The organism is Aeromonas sp. 604282 (assembly GCF_049170575.1).
Taxonomy (GTDB): domain Bacteria; phylum Pseudomonadota; class Gammaproteobacteria; order Enterobacterales; family Aeromonadaceae; genus Aeromonas; species Aeromonas veronii_A.
Window position 1 is genome coordinate 1 of the sequence record NZ_JAAKMV010000007.1, and the last position, 18,183, is coordinate 18,183.

An 18,183-nucleotide genomic window follows, 5' to 3' on the forward strand; every position below is an offset into this window, starting at 1 on the left:
AGGCCTTCCCGATTGGGAAGGCCTTTTTGCTATGGGCGGTTTGCTCATAAGAGCCACAGATTTGCACACCAGAGCCAGCACAAGCCCAGTCTGACGACAGGGCTTTGGTGTTTTTAGCGTGTTAGACAGCCAGTGTTAGTATTTATCTGCAGGAAGAGAACTAAAGCCCTGTCATCTTCTCCATCTTGTATCTATATCAAGCCCTTATCTGATGGATTACTGGCCATTTTAACTGGTTTACTTTTGGCCAAACTCTGTTCATGGTGCGTGATTAGGGTTGTATCTCGCTTATAACTCGGTAGAGTAAGGGCATCTTGAGTTTGCCTGTCCCGCGCTGGGTTTGCCGGGTTCCAGGTGTAACTTGGCCAGTTTTTATCAACCTTAAGTCAGTGGTATCGATATGGAACAAGTAAACAAGTCCACCTTCAGCGATGTACTGGAATATGTGCGTATGTCCCGTCGCCAGAACAAACTCAAGCGTGAAATTGCGGATAACGAGAAGAAGATTCGTGACAACCAGAAGCGCGTACTGCTGCTCGACAACCTGAGCGACTACATCAAGCCGGGTATGAGCATTGATGATGTGCAGGCGATCATCGCCAACATGCGTACCGACTATGAAGAGCGTGTGGATGACCACATCATCAAGAACGCCGAGCTCTCCAAAGAGCGTAAAGAGCTGAGCACCAAACTGAAGGGCATGAGCTCTCACAAGTAAGCGTAGCGCTTTCGTTTAAGAGACACCGGCCATTGGCCGGTGTTTTGTTATCAGCTCGGATCTCTGCCACTCCTGCAACAATCGGCTCCCCTTTTTAGAATTGCCCTGTTACCATCACTACAAAGCGGTCAATAGTTTCAAGCCATTGACTTGAAAAGACTAAGCTTGAGTGAAACACAATAAATTGCGCAACCATGGTGGGGCTGATATGGGCGCATCAGAACAGACGGATTTGACACAAGTGGCATCTCAAGATTCATCTGTCCAGACCACGGACGGGAACCCAAAGCGCAAGCGTCGTCCCTGGTGGCGTTGGCTGTTCTGTTTTCTCTTTTTATTGTGCCTGGGGGCGGTGATCGCTCTGGTTGGCTATGAGATGAAAACCTCGAAGCTGCAATCTCAGGAGATCTCCCGCTATGCCGCCAAGCTCACCTATCAGGTCGAGCCTGGTCAGAGTAAGCAGATCGCTTTCCCTGAGGATGGTCCGTTCGACAAGCGGCTAGGCTATGTGCAATTGCCGATGATGCAGGAGCGTCTGCTGCAACGGGGCTATGAAGTCAGCAATCAGGTCCGTTTCTCTGATGCACTCTATGACTACGCCAGTCGTGGCTTCTTCGTGCCCTATACCGAGAAGGTGCAGGCTGGCCTGACGTTGCACGATTGCCGCGCAGAACCTTTCTATCAATTCAAGTATCCGACCCATCACTATCCGGATTTTGACTCCATTCCGCCGCTCGTCATCCAGTCGCTGCTGTTTATCGAGAACCGCGACTTGCTGAGCAATGAAGAGCCGTTGGCCAACCCGGCGGTCGACTGGCCCCGTTTTGCCAAGGCGGCGCTCTCTCAGGTGGGCAAGGCGCTCGATATGCAGGATCAATCTGCCGGTGGCAGTACCTTGGCGACCCAGGTGGAGAAGTATCGCCACTCGCCGGATGGCCTGACCCTGTCGCCGACCGAGAAGATCCGTCAGATGGCCTCTGCCAGCGTGCGGGCTTATCGTCTCGGGCCGGAAACCCTCGAAGCGCGCAAACTGGTCGCCTGGGCCTACCTCAACTCGGTACCGCTCTCGGCTGCGCCGGGATATGGTGAAGTGCATGGTCTGGGAGATGGTCTTTGGGTCTGGTTTGGTGCCAATGTCGATGACGTGAACCGTCTGCTGGACCCCGCCCGCAACCAGAACGCACCACTGGCCGAGCAGGGGCTTGCCCTGCGTCAGGTTGTCTCTTTGATGATTGCGCACCGCCGTCCCTCTTACTATCTGGCTCAGGGGCGAGAGGCATTGGCTACCCTGACCGACAGCTACCTGCGCCTGTTTGTGCAGGAGGGAATGATCACGCCACCTCTGATGGAGGCGGCGCTCAAGGCCAAGATTACGTTCCGTGACTTCCTGCAGTCCCCGGCTATCACCCGGGTGAACAACAACAAGGGGTTGCAGGTTGCCCGTACTCGCCTGAGCCGTCAGCTCGGGGTGCAGCTCTATGACCTCGACCGGATGGATCTGACGGCCGATACCAGCCTCAACATGCCGCTGCAAAATGAAGTATCCCGTTATCTGCAGCAGTTGGCCGATCCGGCGTTTGCCGCCCAGGTAGGGCTGTTTGGCGAGCGCCTGCTCTCGCCTGAGAAGACGGGCGATGTGCGCTACAGCTTCACCCTGTTCGAGAAATCGCCGGAAGGGTTCAAGGTGCGGGTGCAGACCGACAACACCGATCAGCCGTTCGATATCAACGAAGGCTCCAAGCTGGAGTTGGGCTCAACCGCCAAGTTGCGGGTGCTGACCACCTATCTGGAGATCGTGGCCGAGTTGCACGACAACTATGCCGGGATGCCGGTCGAAAACCTGCGCAAGCTGGCTGCTCTCTCTCAGGACAACCTTAGCCGCTGGGCCATCTCCTATTTGATCACGGCTCAGGACAAGAGCCTGCCGGTCATGCTGGAAGCTGCGCTGGATCGCAAATACTCCGCCAGCCCCAACGAGGGGTTCTTTACCGGTGGCGGCATGCACACCTTCAACAACTTCCGTCGCGAGGATAACGGGCGTATTCCCCCCATCCGAGATGCGCTGCGCGAGTCCATCAACCTGCCCTTTGTGCGGCTGATGCGCGACATCGTGCGCTACAGCCTTTACAAGGAGGGTAACCGTGCCCAGTTGCTCAAGGATGACAAGGATCCCCGTCGTCAGGAGTATCTGGCCAAATTTGCTGACAAAGAGGGGCAGACCTATCTGCTGCGCTTCTGGCGCAAATATCGCGGCAAGACTCCAGAAGAGCAGCTCGACACCTTCCTCGATGGCCTCAAGCCGAGTGCGGTACGTCTGGCGGCGGTTCACCGCTACCTGATGCCGGAAGCCAGCGAAGCCGCATTTGCTGCCTTCCTGGCGGAGCGGCTGCCGCGCGAGAAGCTGAGTGCGAAACGGATCAATCAGCTCTATGTGAGCTATGGCCCGGGCAAGTATTCACTGCCGGATCAGGGCTACATCGCCCGGGTTCACCCGCTGGAGCTGTGGCTGTTGGCCTATCTCAAGGAGTTTGACAAGGCAACCTTTGCCGATGCCGTTGCTGCCAGCCGTGACGAACGCCAGGAGGTCTACAGCTGGTTGTTCAAGACCCGTCATCGCAGTGCTCGTGATAGCCGGATCCGCACCATGCTGGAGGTGGAAGCGTTTCTCGATATTCATCAGCGCTGGGCCAAGCTTGGTTATCCGTTCGACCATCTGGTGCCGTCCTTGGCGACCGCCTTGGGGAGCTCCGGTGATCGTCCGGCTGCACTGGCCGAGCTGATGGGCATAATCCAGAATGGTGGCATCCGTTCGCCGACCCTGCGGATCGAGCACCTCTCGTTTGCCAAGGGGACTCCCTTCGAGACCGAGTTTGAGCCACAACACACCGAGGGAACCCGAGTGATGCCGGCAGAGGTGGCGGCCGCCCTGCGCAGTGCGCTCTCCAAGGTGGTGGAAGGGGGCACAGCAAGACGTATCGCCGGTGCTTTTACTCTGCAGGACGGCACTGTGTTGCAGATGGGGGGCAAGACCGGCACCGGTGATAACCGGATTGAAACAGTAGGCCGTTATGGCAATGTGACCAGCTCGCTGGCGCGCAACCGAACCGCGACCTTCGTTTTCTATCTGGGGGATGATCACTTCGGTACCCTGACCGCCTATGTACCGGGTAGCCAGTCCGACAAGTTCCGCTTCACATCGGCACTGCCGGTGCAGGTGCTCAAGGGCATGGCTCCCCTGCTGATGCCTTACCTGCAACCAGGTTCCCATACCCAGTGTCTGGCGAACCAGTGATACGAGCGAATTACCGCTCATCACGCAGGTAACTGACCAGAAAAAACGGGGAGGCTGACAGCCTCCCCGTTTTTATTTCCTTATCGAGCGCAGCAGCGCTCGATTGCGATCAGGCGTTCAGTACGAACTGCTCGATCACCTGAGCCACGCCATCTTCATCGTTGCGGGCAGTGGTGTGCTGGGCGAGATCCTTGATCTCGTCGGTGGCATTCCCCATCGCAACCCCGAGGCCAGCGTACTCGATCATGTGGCGATCGTTACCCGCATCTCCGACGCAGATCACCTGAGCGGCGGTCAGGCCAAGGTGCTCGGCCAGCGCGGCGACGCCGGTCCCCTTGTTGCTCTGCTTGTTCATGAACTCGAGGAAGAAGGGGGCGCTCTGTACCACGGTATAGCGTTCATAGAGCTCTGCGGGCAGTCGCTCGATGGCGCGGGAGAGCTGGGGAGGTTCGTCGATCATCATCACCTTCATGATCTGCTCGTCGGCAGGTAGAGTGGCAAAGTCGATCAAATTGATCGGCATACCGATCAGGCGGGATTCGTGCTCGGTGTAGGTGCTGACACGGGGGCTGATCAGGCCACGGGTGACCGAGAAACCGTGGACGTTCACCTCCAGCTCGTCGGCCAGTCTGGCGATGGCGCTGGCGTCACTGCCGGTCAATAGCTGGCTGCGGATGATGCGCTGATCGGCAACCTGTTGTACCAGGGCGCCGTTGTAGCAGATGACGTAGTCATGCTCTGTGGTGAGGCCGAGTTCTTCCAGATAGCGGCTCATGCCTTCCAGTGGACGGCCAGAGGCCAGCACTACGGTTACCCCTTTGGCGCGCGCGGCGCTGATGGCGGCGTGGGTGCGGGGAGTAATCTGGCCCTGCGGGTTGAGCAGGGTGCCATCCATATCCAATGCGATCAGCTTGTACATCTCTCACTACCTGAGTCTGGGTGGCCCGCCCGGTGGGGCCAAGGAAGTGGCGAGTGTAGCGAAAATCGGCGTCGGGATCACGGCCGGCACAGCGAGCTGCCGGTGTCGGTTGATCTATTTGTGCCCCTCGTAAGGGGTCATCTCCAACGTGTCATCATGAATGGTCAGACGGGTGGGGCCTCGGGTGATGGTAACCTTGCGTTTAAAGCAGGCCATCTCGACCTCGATGCCGGAGAACAGATGCTGGGTGGCAATGACCTCCATTTGTGCCATCAAGTTTTGCATATCTTCATTGTTTGCCGTGATCTGTTCGTGGATGAGGGTCAGCTCCGCCAGCTGGTGATCGCGGATTGGTTTGAGCTTGCGCAAGGTATCAGGATTGCGTTTATCGCTGGGCAGTTGCAGCAGTTTCATCACCAGTGCCTTGATCTTGTCGAGCTGGGCCTGACACTCCAGCTGGCGCAACTTGAGTTGGTGTTCCTGTTCCTTGTGGGTGAAGTAGCCACCGAGGATCTGCAGCCGGGTATGGTTGGCGGCCTCGGCCCCCAGGCTGGGGGCCATGATTAGACGATTGGCAATGCTGGTTCCACCCAGCAGATTGCCTTTACGCATGTTAGTGTCACCCACCTTGATATCCCGTCCACTGCGGGTGTAGCAGTGGCTGAGCTGGCTCTGAATTTGTATATCTCCACCCGCTTCCAGCTGCGCGTATTGGGCATAGCTGGCGTGGATCTCCCCCTGGGCATTGAGCTGGCAAAGGTACTCTCCCTGCTCGTTGCGGCGGCCAATGATACCGTGGCGTACCGTGATGCTGCCCCCTGCTTCGATCCAACCTCCTTCGATAAATCCACCGATGACGATGTCACCGCTGACCCGTATTTTCATGCCCGGGTTGACGTCGCCGCTGACGATTAAGCCTCCTTCAAAATCAATGTGGCCGTGGCGGGCATCCACCTGTTTGACGCTGAGCACCTCGTCCACCTTCATGCCCGCTTTCTCCTGACAGGGCAGGCCAGCCCGACCGGCAATCAGCAGGTCGGGATCGTCGGGGGAGATGAAGGTGCCCTCGCCAGCACTCATCGGGCTGTCTTTGCCATCTTTGGCGGGCAGATCCTGACCGGTCACGGTAAAACCGGGTACCCCGACGGTGGCCGGATGACGGCGCATCAGCGGAGCGCCTGCCTTGACGGTGACGATGGAGCCGAGATCCCGCAGGTCGACCTTGCCATGACCCAGCTCCTGCGGTTTGAGGATCCGCTCGGCCGGGGTCTCCACCAGCCGCTCATAGCGAGTGTCCTGACCATTGACAGCTGGCTGGCCGTTGGCAATCACCAGCTTGAGCTGACTGCCGGGGGCTGCCTCCTTGGCCGACTGGATGGCAGCGGTGAGCAGTTGCTCACTCACCCCCTGTTTGATTTCGCTGATGGCGATCGCCTCTTTCAGCTGTTCCTGCGTCACATACTTGCCCCCCCAGTCGGCAGTGATCTGGGCGATGGCGCTCATGCGATCCTTCTCCACTATTACGGCGAGTCGGGCATCCTGACGCTTGCCGACAGGGATGGGGTTGGCGGGGACAGGGGCGGCAGGGTTGGTGAGCAGGGTATTGAGCAGGCTGATGGCCTGTTTGATCCCCTCGGGCAGCGGCTGATAGCGGCGACAGTTGGAAGCGAGCAGCAGAGCCTGCACATCTTGTTCCGTGACAGGTTTGGTGAGACCGGCGGCAATCCGCAGGCAGACCAGTTCCATATCGCTTGATAGCAGCAACCACTCTTTGCTTAACACCGCATCTCCTTGCTGGATGAGAACGGAGCGATCGGCTCGCTCCTTTACTGTCATTTAATCTCTCAATGATTAATAAAGCGAGTCGCCAACCCTGAGAGTGGGCAGTATTCAGATATTTCCTCTGAATGGTCAATGAATTGAAGTCAAATCGGTGATGGCGGCCAGATAAATGTGGGCGCTGTTTGGAAACGGAGTGAAAAGACGGATCGCAGCGCCAGCGACATAGAGTCGCTGGCAGGGGAATGGCGGTTCTTATCAGCTGCGCTGGGCTGTTCTGGCCAGGGTGAGGTAATCGCCGAGCACCGGCTCACCCAGCATATGGCGGCGCAGCATGTCGAGGGCGGCAAAGGCGAGGATTTTGCGGCGACTCTCCGGGTCGGGGTGGCTGACCTTGACCGTCTGACCGATTTGCATGCCATCGGCGCTGAGCAGCAGTGGTACCCCCTCTACGCCCTCTCGCCCTATGGTCAGTTGCAGGCCCGCATCGGCGGTCGGCAGTTGCGCCAGCTCATCGGCCAGTTGCGCGCTGAAGCGTGCTTCCAGCCGGGGATGGCCGTGACAAAGCGCCAGCAGCGCACCTCCACTCTCCCCCTCCAGCAGAGTCAGCGGTTTGTCTTGCAGCAGCGCAAGGATCTGCTGTGCCGGTTCCGTATCTCCGTTGCCAACCAGCCAGGGGCGGATCGTATCCAGCAGTCGGCGCTCGGCGCTCTCCATATCAGCGGCACTAGCGCCGTGGCCGATCAGTTTCAGCTCGATAAGGGGCATGGAGGAGCGGTAACCCAGCTCGATGCCGGCTGGCCAGGGTTCTTGATCCAGCATATCGCTGAGGGCTGATTCCGAGATGCCGAAGGTGTAAAAGCGACGCAGCTCGGTATCGATCTGCGCACCGGCCAGCTGTTTGAGGCGCGGCAGAATTTGCTCGCGCACCATCTGTTTGAACTCGAACGGCACGCCCGGGGTGAAGAAGAGCTGGCTCTGGCCACTTCGCACAACAAAGCCGCAGGCAGTGCCGACCGGGTTGTCGAGGATTTCGCTCCCCTGCGGCAACCAGGCCTGTTTGGCATTGCTTTGTGCCATGGAGCGACCACGGCTGGCGTAGCGCGCTTCGATGGTAGCGAGCCAGTCGGGGAAGAGGGTGAGCGGCTGGTCAAAGGCCTCGGCGGCGGCCTGAGCGGTGAGATCGTCGGCAGTGGGCCCGAGCCCGCCACACACCAGCACCACCTCGGCGCGGCTGGCACTCTCTTGCAGCACCGTTTTCAGGTCGGTGAGGTTGTCCCCTACCGTCAGGCGACGGCGCACCTGCCAGCCCTGCTCCAGCAGCAGAGCGCTGAGCCAGGCCGCGTTGGTATCCACCACCAGACCCGTCACTATTTCGTCTCCGGTACTGATGATCTCGATACGCATGGCAGGCTCCTTGAATTAAACGGGTGGCAACGGTTGGCCTCGGGCCAACACAATCAGGCTTTGTTGTGCTCGAAGTAGTAGCTGATCCGGGTACGCGGATTGAGGTACTCGAACACCGCCGGCGGCAACCGCTTGGGATGGATCACCTTGGCGATGGAGAGTTCGGCCTGCTGCAGATCGATGATGGCCGCTTCCTGACGGGGAATGCGCGGATCGTAGACCAGCACCGAGGGGTAGAGCAGGCGGGAAGCGTTGACCGACATTACCAGCCCCACCTGACCGTTGGAGAGTTGCACCACGCTGCCGGGGGGATAGATCCCCATCAACCGGATCAGCATGCTGAGGTACTCCGGATTGAACTGCGCCTTGCGCTGCTTGTAGAGGCCGCTCAGGGCTGAGTAGGGCACCTTGGCCTGCATGTGGCAGAGGTTATCGTACTCGTTGATCAGCGACACCATCTGGGTCAGCGGATCGAGCTGGCCACCCTTGAGCCCTTCCGGCCCGCTGCCATCGAGATATTCATGGTGATGGAGCACGATCCCCTTCGCCTCGGCCGGGAAATCCTTGGCCAGATTGAGCAGATCCAGCCCGTAGCGCGGGTGCTGGGCCATCAGGTTCTGCTCCGGCTTGGTCAGCGACTCGGTCTTGCGCAGGATCTGGCTCGGGATCTTCAACTTGCCGATATCGTGGAACAGCGCCCCCATGCCGACCTGACGGATCTCGTCGGCCGTCATGCAGCACTCCTTGGCCAGCAGCATGCTGAGCACGCTCACATTGAGGGAGTGGAAGTAGAGGTTGTTGCCATCCTCGCTGTCGGAGACCAGATGGAGCACCATCTCGTCCACCGAGAGCAGTTGCTCGGTCATGGCGTTGACCAGCTCCTGTGCCTCGCCGATGGCATTGAGGGGGCGGGACTGGATCTTGCTCATCACGCTGCGCACCTGTGCCAGCGACTGCTGGAACTGCTTCTCGCACTGCTGCAAATTGCGGCGATACTGTTGCAACTGCTCTATACGCTGATCCTTCTCCTGCTGCATTCGGGCTTGCCGCTGTGCGGCGTCTGCGCTCTCTTGTTGCTGAGGCTGTACCTGATTGAGGGGCTTGGGCGGAACGTCGCTCTTGTCGGGAATGATGGTAACCAGTTTCAGGCCGAGACGGCGGATCAGCTCGATCTCTTCTTCACTTTTGATCTTGAAGCTGGAAAACAGGAATGGGTGTTCACGCCACCCCAGTGGCAGGGATACATAGTTGCCGACTTGCAGTCGATCTACGGAAATCTTGATACCGGTCATTATCTTGGATGCAGGGGAGATACTGAGCCGTATGCTAGTCAAAGGTGGGGGTGAATACAAAAGGTATCTGATGACAGTGCGTGAGCTTTATTATAGGCTTCTGGATGTCCAGACATATTTACCGATGCAGTACAGGGAGTAAGCATGCCGATCAAGATCCCGGATCAGTTACCCGCCGCCGAAGTGCTGGGGCAGGAGAACATCTTCGTGATGACGGAATCCCGGGCCGTCACCCAGAACATCCGCCCGCTGCGGGTGTTGATCCTCAATCTGATGCCCAAGAAAATTGAGACCGAGATCCAGCTGATGCGGATGCTCTCCAACTCGCCGCTGCAGGTGGATGTGGATCTGCTGCGCATTGATGACAGGGAGTCAAAGAACACACCTCAGGCCCACCTCGAGAACTTCTATCACGACTTCGAACAGGTGCGTGGCAACAACTACGACGGCATGATCATCACAGGGGCGCCGCTTGGGCTGGTGGAGTTCGAGGAGGTGGTCTACTGGCCGCGCATTGTCGAGATCATCGAGTGGTCCCATCAGCACGTGACCTCCACTCTGTTTCTCTGCTGGGCGGTGCAGGCGGCGCTTAAAGCCTTGTATGGCATGGAGAAGCAGACCCACGGCGAGAAGCTCTCCGGGGTTTATCGCCACCACCGCCTCGACGAGCATGAGCCGCTGCTGCGCGGTTTCGACGACGAGTTTGTCGCCCCCCACTCCCGTTATGCGGCGTTTGATGGCGATCTGATCCGTGCCCAGACCGACTTGCAGATCTTTGCAGAGTCAGAAGAGGCGGGGGTTTATCTGGCTGCGACCAAGGATTGTCGTCAGGTGTTTGTCACTGGCCATCCGGAGTACGATGCTTTGACACTGGATGGGGAGTATCAGCGTGATCTAGCGGCGGGGCTCGACCCGGCCATTCCGGTCAACTACTACCCGAATAACGATCCGAGCCGGACGCCGCGCGCCAGCTGGCGCAGCCACGGTCATCTGCTGTTTGCCAACTGGCTCAACTACTACGTTTATCAGCTCACCAGCTATCGGGTGGAAGATATCGGCAAGGTCTTTACCTACGACCAGGGAGGCAAGTAGTCAGTCGCCCTGCGCCAGCCGCTCGAGCCACTGGCGGTGGCAGGCCAGGGTAAATGCCTTGGGTCTGTGGGCCTTGATGGCGGCCATCGCCTCTTGCTGTGGCTGGCCGAGGGTCATCAGCAGCGCGGCGGCGACCAGACCGGTACGACCGCTGCCCCCTTTGCAGTGGATGACCAGATGTTTGCCATCCCCCAGCAGCTCGCGCAGCTGCGGCAGCGCCTGTTGCCAGGCAGCCTCGAAGTCGGTGTCGGGGGCCAGATCATCCTCGATGGGCAGATGGAACCAGCGCATCCCTTCGTGCTCGACCTGCTGGCCGAGCTGCGCCAGTTCGAGTCGGATCAACTCGGCGCTTGTCATCAGGGTCACCACTCCGTGGGCACCGGCCAACCGCAGTTGATCGAGCGCCAGGGTCAGCGGCACCTGCTGGGTGCCTGGGCAGGGGGTCAGCAGCAGCTGACCGTCGACACGGGGAACCTCAAGGCTCCAGAAGGGGTGATACGGGTGCATGGCGGATCCTCGCGTGGTGGCCGCAGGGTTGCGGCCGGTGAATGGCGCCAAGGATAGGCGGGGCAGGGGGGATGTCAATGGCCGTTGTGTTTGCCCCGGTTTACGGGCAGAGTCTAAAAAATTGAGCGGTTCAAGGAGTTAAGATGAGAAACCTGGATCAACTGGATTTGGATATCCTGGCCCATCTGTTTCGGGATGCGGGCATGACCAACAAGGAGCTGGCCGCGCTGGTGGGCGTTGCCCCCTCCACCTGTCTGGAGCGGGTGCGTAAGTTGCAGCAGGATGGCGTGCTCAAGGGAGCGCACTGTGAAGTGGATTATCAGGCCCTCGGGGGTCACATTCAGGCAATGGTCTCCCTGCAGCTGGCCCGCCACAGCCGCCAGATCATCGATGCTTTCCGCGATGCCATTCTGGCGCTGCCCGAGGTGATCAGCCTGTTCCACATGGGGGGCAAGGATGATTTTCTGGTGCACCTCTGTGTCTCCGACACCGAGCACCTGCGTAACTTCGTCTTTGATCACTTCACCTCCCGCGAGGAGGTGGTGCACCTCGAAACCTCGCTGGTGTTCGAGCACAAGTTCAGCCGCTCCCTGCCCTGCTTTCCCCAGCCATAACGGCCAGTGGGCTGACAATATGGATAGATAGAAAAAACCGCCAGCTGGCGGTTTTTTCTATCTTGCTATTGATTGAATCAGCACGTACGGCTCAGTTGGCTGCAGTGCGTTCATCCTTTGCCGTCTGATAGAGACTCTTTTGATAGGCCATGCTGCCCCACAGGGCAAGACCAAGCGCATCCTCCTTCAAGATGTCCGGTTGCGCTGCCGGTGTCAGTTTCTCGCTGGCATCATCGTAGATATAGCCTTCTGCCGCGCGCTCCGGTTGCAGGATCACTACATCCTTGCCGCGCATCAGAGCGAAGTTCTTGTCGTACTGCATGATGGCCCGTCCCGGCCAGTCGGCGGGCATGCGGGTCAGATCCTTGCCGAGCATGGGGTAGTCAGCACTGATCCCCATCAGGGAGAGCAGGGTGGGCGCCATGTCGATCTGGCTGACGATGCGCGGATCTTTCTTCGGTGCAATGCCGTCACCGACGATGACGCCGGGGATATGGAATCGGGGGATGGGCACCAGGCTGGCGCCACCGACCCGGCTGTCGTGGTCGGCGATGACCAGGAACAGGGTATCCTTCCAGTAGTCGGACTGTTTCGCCCTCTTGAAGAACTCGCCGATGGCGTAATCCGCATACTTGGCCGCGTTGTTGCGGGTTTGTTTGGGCTGCTCGAAGAGTTCGATGCGGTTGTCCGGGAATTCGAACGGATCGTGGTTGCTGGAGCTGAACACCAGACTGAAGAAGGGTTTGCCCTCCTTGTGCAGCGCGTTGAAGGTGTCGTCGGCCTTGGCCATCAGATCCTCGTCGGACGCGCCCCAGGAGCCCTTGAACACCGGATTGTCGAAATCTTTCTGCTCGATGATGGTGGTGAAGCCGTTGCCGAGGAAGAAGCTGCGCATGTTGTCGAAGTGGCTCTCGCCGCCGTAGATAAAGCTGGTGTCGTAACCCCGCTGTTTGAGCAGATCCGCGATGGTGAAGAAGTTGGTCTGGCTCTTGCCGAGTTTGACCACCGCCTGCGCCGGGGTCGGGGTGAAGCCGGTCAGTACCGCTTCGATACCGCGTACCGAGCGGGTGCCGGTGGCGTAGAGCTGCTCGAAGGCCCAGCCTTGCTGCGACAGGGCATCGATGTTGGGGGTAAGCGGCAGGCCGCCGAGAGAGCCGACAAACTGGGCGCCCAGGCTCTCCTGCAGCAAGATCACCAGATTCTTCGGCTTGCCCTTGAAGCTCGCTTCGTTGAAGGTCTGGCTGGGTAGCAGATCGGAGTTGAAATCACTGGACGGACGGCCACTCTCTCTGCGCATGACCTCGAGCACTTTCTGCTCCGTCATCTTGCCGTAAAAGCGGCTGGCATCCTCCTCGGCGCCCATCTGCTTGATGGCAAAAAAGAGAGAGTAGGCGGAGTTGACGGTCAGTGCGTTGACCAGCGGATCCTCGGCAAAAGCGACCATGGCCGGGTTGAGGGCGCGGTGGCCGAGGCTGGAGCGGGCACCTAGAAAACCTATGGCCAGAATGAGCAGGGCGAATGCCGGACGCAGGTACCAGCGGGGGAAGCTGAGGCCACATACCAGACGGCCGCTCAGCCACCATCCACCGGCCAGCACGGTACCACTGAAGAGCACCGCCAGCAGTAGCTCAGCCTTGCGGCCCGCCCATAGCATGGCGAATACCTCTTTCGGATAGATGAGGTACTCCACATAGAGGCGATTGGGGCGCACGCCATATTCGGTGATAAACGAAGGGGTGGATATCTCGAGGAACAGCATCAGCCAGAGTCCGACAGTCAACCAGACGCGCATCAGTTGCATCCAGCCGCGACCGATGGTGTGGGGGCCGGCCAGCAGCAGGGTTAGCATAGCGGGGACTCCCCAGACCCAGCAGAGGGTCGCAAAATCGACCCGGATCCCTTGCAGCAGCATCTCCTGCCAACCGGCCACGGCATCCACCCGTTCCAGTTGCCAGAGACCGAGGGTGAGCCTGCTGAAAGAGAGAGAGAAAAGCGCGAAAACGCAGAAGACGGCAAAGGGCCAAAACGGGCCGAGTCGCTGTTTTAGTACTGTCATCTTTATTCCTGATTAAGACTGAAGACGTCTGTCCACAGACGTGTTTACTTGCTGTGAGCTTATGACAGATCGAATTGGTTAAGGTTGCATTCAAGTTTGTTAAAAGTCGAAACCAGCACATTTGTCATCTAAAAATGTGATGTCGCACAGCGAATGAGCACAGCATAACCAGCTGGATAAAATGTGACCCGCAGCGCGAATAGGGGTGGGATCGCGATTTATAATTGCCGCGAATTATCTCAATCGGAGCCGAAGGGATGCCGGTCTTTATCGATGTCGAGTATGTGCAGGGATGGCGCCTGTTTCTGGTGTTATCGGACGGCACCACAGGCGTGCTGGATCTGACCCCCTGGCGCATCCAGCCGCTGTTTGCAAAGCTGGAGAGCGAGCGTCACTGTGCCCGGGTCTTTATCAATCGCTACCATCAGCTGGAGTGGCCCGTCGGATGTACCTTGTCTGCCCACGAGGTCTATCACCTCATCTCTCCCATCGATGAGCGAGAAGCCTTCAGTTAATCCCCATTTTTTGTGAGCCAACGCCAGATTACTGTTACTGGAATGTTTGCCTGTTTGCCTTTCTGAGTCAACTTGGGTAAAACCTGCGCAACATTTTGCCAACTAGTCTTCGCTTCACCTGACAGAGGCTTGCCGCTTTCGCGCCGCAGGCCTTTTTTGCGGCTTGATGGTAAACCTTTCTGTTACTGAAAGGTTTGGTCGGTTGAATGAAAAAAATAAAATAAACAAATACATAAGGACAAATGTATGGCTTGTCATATGCGCACTCATCTTGCCCTTCTGGTGGGCTGGCTCGCCTGTCACGGTGCTGCCGGTCAGGAAGCGGTTCAACAGTTGGATCCTATGGTGGTGGTGGCAACCCGCCCCGCCAGCACTCTGGAGGTGACGCTGGACCCCAAGAAGCCCGGTTCCCCCATGCCCGCTGCCGATGGCGCCGGTTATCTCAAAAACGTCACTGGCATGAGCATGGTGCGCAAAGGGGGGCTCGGTGGCGATCCCGTGCTGCGGGGGATGGGGATGTCCCGCCTCAACGTGCAGATGGATGGCGGTATGTTGGCTGGTGGCTGTGGTGGCCGGATGGACCCGCCCACTGCCTATGTGTTCCCCCAATCTTTTGACCGGATCAGAGTGCTCAAGGGGCCGCAATCCCTCGAGCAGGGGGCAACCCTGGCGGGAACCGTGCTGTTTGAGCGGGACCGGCCAGAGTTTATGGCACCGGGCTTCAAGAGCGACGCCTCGGCCCTCTTTGGCAGCTTCGGCCGCGATGACCAGATGGTCGACATGACGGCAGGCTCGACCGATGGTTATCTGCGTGGTCAGTTTACCCACTCCGACAGTGACGATTACCGCGATGGCCACGGTGACAATGTGCGCTCCTTCTATCGCCGCGAGAACGGCACCGCCCAGCTGGGCTGGACGCCAGGGGAGCACACCTGGCTGGAATTCACCGCCGAGCGCAGCAATGCCCGCGCCGCCTATGCGGACCGCACCATGGATGGCCCTATGTTTGACCGCGAATCCTTCGGGCTGAAGCTCAAGCAGGAGGAGATCACCACTCACTGGCAGCGCAGCGAGCTGACCCTGTGGGACAACTACATCGACCACATCATGGACAACTTCAGTCTGCGGCCAAACAGCGGCATGAAGATGCTCTCCAACCCGGATCGCCGCAACACCGGCGGGCGTTGGGCCAACGACATCGCTCTGCCAGCCGACTGGTTGCTGACCGCCGGGCTCGACAGCAACCGGGATCAGCACCGCAGCCGGGGCGGTGTCGACTATGCCACCAAGGATCGCCAGCGCACCCTGCGTTTCGAGCAGCAGGGCGGTTTTGCCGAGCTGGGGCGCCAGCAGGGGGCCCACAGCTACAAGGGGGGGTATCGTCAGGATCGGGTCGAGACAACCCGTTATGGTGCGGGTGATCAGACCCTCTACAGCGAGACCGAGCACCTCGACAGCGGTTTTGGTCGCTATGAGTACCAGTGGTCGCCCCGCTGGTCCAGCTATCTGGCGTGGGGACAGGCAGAGCGGGCGCCGGACTACTGGGAACGCAGCAAGGACAGCACCCCGTTCACCCTCAACCCGGAGCGCAGCCGCCAGTGGGACGCAGGGCTGGCCCTGCGCAGCCGCGAGCTGGATCTGACCCTCTCCCTCTTTAGCGCCAACATCAAGGACTACCTGCTCTATAACAACAAGTCGAACAAGGTGCGCAATATCGACGCCCAGACCCGCGGTGGCGAAATGGAGGGGCGCTGGCAGTTTGCCGAGCAGTGGCGTCTCGATGGCGGCCTGGCGGTGGTCTACGGTGAAAACCAGAGCGACAACAAGCCGCTGGCCCAGATGCCGCCGCTCGATGGCAAGCTGGCGCTGGGCTGGCAGCCAGCCGAGGCGTGGAATCTGACCCTGCTGGGCCGCGCCGTGGCCGCGCAGGATCGGGTCGATGTGGGCTCCGGCACGGTCGCCGGTCAGGATCAGGGTGAGACCCCGGGCTTCTTTACCATGAACCTGAGCGGTGCCTGGCAGTTTGCCAAGGGGTGGCAGCTCTCGGCCGGGGTAGACAACCTGTTCGACACCTTCTACTACGAGCACCTCTCCAAGTCGGTGCACAGCAGTCAGGCCGGGTTGGGCTATGAGCAGGTGGGGCGGATTCCGGAACCGGGCCGCGCCTACTGGCTCTCGGTCAGTTACCGCTTCGCCTCGGTCGGTGTGCTCTAACCAGTTGAGTCAGATAACGTTTTCAGTCACAGACACCGCTGTGTGAGCATCGTTATCATGGTGAAAACAGGCGTATCAGACGCCTGCTCTCACAGCGGGAACACAACAATGAAACAGGGAACGTTACGCTATGGCGGCCTGCTCGGGGCCGCCCTGTTACTGGCGGCTTGCGGCGGCAGTGGTAGTTCGGGCGGGGAGAGCACGCCCCCCGTGGTCAATCCGCCGGTCACCCCGCCGCCGGCCACCGCCAGCCGCGCCTGCTACGGCAATGATCAGCCGGCCTGCAACCTGCGCACCTATCAGGTGATGGTGGAGTCGTTTATCGACGGCGACGACAGCGCCAACTATGGTGTCGGCTACGGCCCCTCCCAGCACAACGGCGATCTGCAGGGGATCATCGACAGCCTGGACCACATCAAGAGCCTCAACGTCAACGCCATCTGGCTCACCCCGGTGTTTGATTCCTGCGCGGGGCAAGGCGGTGACGACAAGCTGGATGCCACCGGCTACTTCGCCTGCGACTTCTTCAACGTGGACCCTAACTTCGGCAGCAACGTCCAGCTCAAGAAACTGGTAGACGGTGCGCATCAGCGCGGCCTCTACGTCTTCCTCGACGGGGTGTTCGGCCACGTCAACAAGGTGGGGGTGAGCAAGCCCTCGCCCGAGGGACGGCTGCCCGCCCTCAAGAGCGGCGGTGCCGGTTATCCCGGCCAGCTGGTGGATTACAGCCAGCCCCAGAGTCTCGCCTACTTCAAGGAGGTGGCCCGCTACTGGGTCGAGCAGTACGGCATCGATGGCTGGCGCCTCGATCAGGCCTATCAGCTTGGGCTGGATGATTGGCGCGCCATTCGCAGCGAGGTGGAGCGGGTCAGCGCGGCGCGCAAGAACGCCGGCCAGCAGTGGGGTACCCTCGGCTACATGGTGGGTGAGGTGTGGAAGGGCGCCGACGAGATCCGCGCCCAGGCGTATGGGCCGAGCGACAACCCGGCGCTCTCTTCGGCGTTCGACTTCCCGTTGCGCTACGGCCTGGTGCAGGCGCTGGCGGTGGAGGAGTCCGGCAAGGGGGGGCAGGGGGCCAGCGTGCTCGACGCCAGCTGGAACAAGGTGGAGAACTACCCGGATCACGCCATGCCCAATCTGATGCTGGGCAACCATGATCTGGTGCGCTTCGGCGATCTGCTGGAGCGCGGCAACTTCAATCCGGCGGACTACTGGCAGCGCCACAAGGCGGCCTTCAGCTTCCTGGCGGCCCGCTCCGGCCCCATCACCCTCTACTACGGCGAGGAGTTTGGCGACGAGGTGCCGGACTTTGCCCAGCAGGTGGGGGGCGACTGTGCCGCGCAGGGGCTCTGTGACGATCACGTGGCCCGCAGCGATGGCAAGGTGCCAGGTGCCACCGGCTTCGTGCCGAGCAGCGAGCAGAGCGAGCTGAAACAGTGGCTCAGCCAGTTGCTGGCCCTGCGCGCCGCCCACCCCGCCCTCTATCAGGGGGAGCGGGTCAAGCTGGTGGCCGAGGGAAGCGTCTATGGCGACATCAAGCAGACGGCGGCGGAGCAAGTAGTCTACCTGCTCAACGTCTCCGGCACGCCCCAGAGCTATGCTGTGCCGGCCAGCAAGTTGCGCAGTGGCAGCGCTCTGGTGGATCTGCAGAGCGGCGAGCGCCTGGCCATCGGCGGCAGCAGCGTGACGGTGGAGTTGCCACCCCTCACCGGTCGCTTCCTGTTGCTGCAATAGTGCGACCTCGCCCCAACGCAAAGGGCTCCATAGCGGAGCCCTTT

Annotated in this window: 13 protein-coding genes; 7 read left to right on the forward strand and 6 right to left on the reverse strand. The window is 59.8% G+C overall.

Going from position 1 to position 18,183, the window contains the following annotated elements; all coding sequences use genetic code 11:
* The first annotated feature begins 400 nt into the window (after positions 1 to 400).
* On the forward strand, positions 401 to 718 hold the full coding sequence (gene tmaR / locus G5367_RS10005; protein ID WP_033136060.1) for a PTS system regulator TmaR: 318 nt from the start codon (positions 401 to 403) through the stop codon (positions 716 to 718).
* Between the two features lie 208 nt (positions 719 to 926).
* Positions 927 to 4,010 carry a transglycosylase domain-containing protein gene (locus G5367_RS10010; protein WP_421244090.1) on the forward strand — a complete coding sequence of 1,028 codons (3,084 nt, stop codon included), beginning with the start codon at positions 927 to 929 and terminating at the stop codon, positions 4,008 to 4,010.
* Positions 4,011 to 4,119: 109 nt separating this feature from the next.
* Here G5367_RS10010 and yidA read toward each other — a convergent pair whose 3' ends face one another.
* The 4 genes from yidA to G5367_RS10030 all read right to left on the reverse strand — a co-directional run bounded on the left by yidA (position 4,120) and on the right by G5367_RS10030 (position 9,407).
* Positions 4,120 to 4,929 carry a sugar-phosphatase gene (gene yidA / locus G5367_RS10015; protein WP_421244089.1) on the reverse strand — a complete coding sequence of 270 codons (810 nt, stop codon included), beginning with the start codon at positions 4,927 to 4,929 and terminating at the stop codon, positions 4,120 to 4,122.
* Positions 4,930 to 5,043: 114 nt separating this feature from the next.
* Positions 5,044 to 6,711 carry a DUF342 domain-containing protein gene (locus G5367_RS10020; protein WP_421294253.1) on the reverse strand — a complete coding sequence of 556 codons (1,668 nt, stop codon included), beginning with the start codon at positions 6,709 to 6,711 and terminating at the stop codon, positions 5,044 to 5,046.
* Between the two features lie 255 nt (positions 6,712 to 6,966).
* Positions 6,967 to 8,115: a competence/damage-inducible protein A gene (locus G5367_RS10025; protein WP_421244087.1), complete on the reverse strand. Its 1,149-nt coding sequence runs from the start codon at positions 8,113 to 8,115 to the stop codon at positions 6,967 to 6,969.
* Positions 8,116 to 8,168: 53 nt separating this feature from the next.
* On the reverse strand, positions 8,169 to 9,407 hold the full coding sequence (locus tag G5367_RS10030; protein WP_421244086.1) for an HD-GYP domain-containing protein: 1,239 nt from the start codon (positions 9,405 to 9,407) through the stop codon (positions 8,169 to 8,171).
* Between the two features lie 144 nt (positions 9,408 to 9,551).
* On the opposite strand from G5367_RS10030, the gene metA reads away from it, so the two are divergent.
* Positions 9,552 to 10,499 carry a homoserine O-acetyltransferase MetA gene (metA, locus tag G5367_RS10035; protein WP_042053667.1) on the forward strand — a complete coding sequence of 316 codons (948 nt, stop codon included), beginning with the start codon at positions 9,552 to 9,554 and terminating at the stop codon, positions 10,497 to 10,499.
* Here the strand turns inward: metA and G5367_RS10040 are convergent, their stop codons facing one another.
* Positions 10,500 to 11,006, reverse strand: a complete 507-nt coding sequence (locus G5367_RS10040; RefSeq protein ID WP_421244085.1) for a cyclin-dependent kinase inhibitor 3 family protein — start codon at positions 11,004 to 11,006, stop codon at positions 10,500 to 10,502. It lies immediately after the preceding gene.
* A gap of 143 nt (positions 11,007 to 11,149) precedes the next feature.
* Between G5367_RS10040 and G5367_RS10045 the strand changes: the two genes are divergently transcribed.
* The gene (locus G5367_RS10045) at positions 11,150 to 11,620 is read left to right on the forward strand and encodes an Lrp/AsnC family transcriptional regulator (RefSeq protein WP_201948061.1); all 471 of its coding nucleotides are present in this window, start codon (positions 11,150 to 11,152) and stop codon (positions 11,618 to 11,620) included.
* 91 nt (positions 11,621 to 11,711) lie between these two features.
* Here the strand turns inward: G5367_RS10045 and G5367_RS10050 are convergent, their stop codons facing one another.
* Positions 11,712 to 13,676: an LTA synthase family protein gene (locus G5367_RS10050; RefSeq protein WP_421244084.1), complete on the reverse strand. Its 1,965-nt coding sequence runs from the start codon at positions 13,674 to 13,676 to the stop codon at positions 11,712 to 11,714.
* A 257-nt stretch (positions 13,677 to 13,933) separates the two neighbouring features.
* Between G5367_RS10050 and G5367_RS10055 the strand changes: the two genes are divergently transcribed.
* The 3 genes from G5367_RS10055 to G5367_RS10065 all read left to right on the forward strand — a co-directional run bounded on the left by G5367_RS10055 (position 13,934) and on the right by G5367_RS10065 (position 18,139).
* Positions 13,934 to 14,191, forward strand: a complete 258-nt coding sequence (locus G5367_RS10055; protein WP_337073174.1) for a DUF2442 domain-containing protein — start codon at positions 13,934 to 13,936, stop codon at positions 14,189 to 14,191.
* A 246-nt stretch (positions 14,192 to 14,437) separates the two neighbouring features.
* Positions 14,438 to 16,405 carry a TonB-dependent copper receptor gene (locus G5367_RS10060; protein ID WP_421244083.1) on the forward strand — a complete coding sequence of 656 codons (1,968 nt, stop codon included), beginning with the start codon at positions 14,438 to 14,440 and terminating at the stop codon, positions 16,403 to 16,405.
* A gap of 108 nt (positions 16,406 to 16,513) precedes the next feature.
* Complete coding sequence (locus tag G5367_RS10065; RefSeq protein ID WP_421213300.1) at positions 16,514 to 18,139, forward strand: alpha-amylase family glycosyl hydrolase; 1,626 nt, start codon at positions 16,514 to 16,516, stop codon at positions 18,137 to 18,139.
* The last annotated feature ends 44 nt before the right edge of the window (positions 18,140 to 18,183 follow it).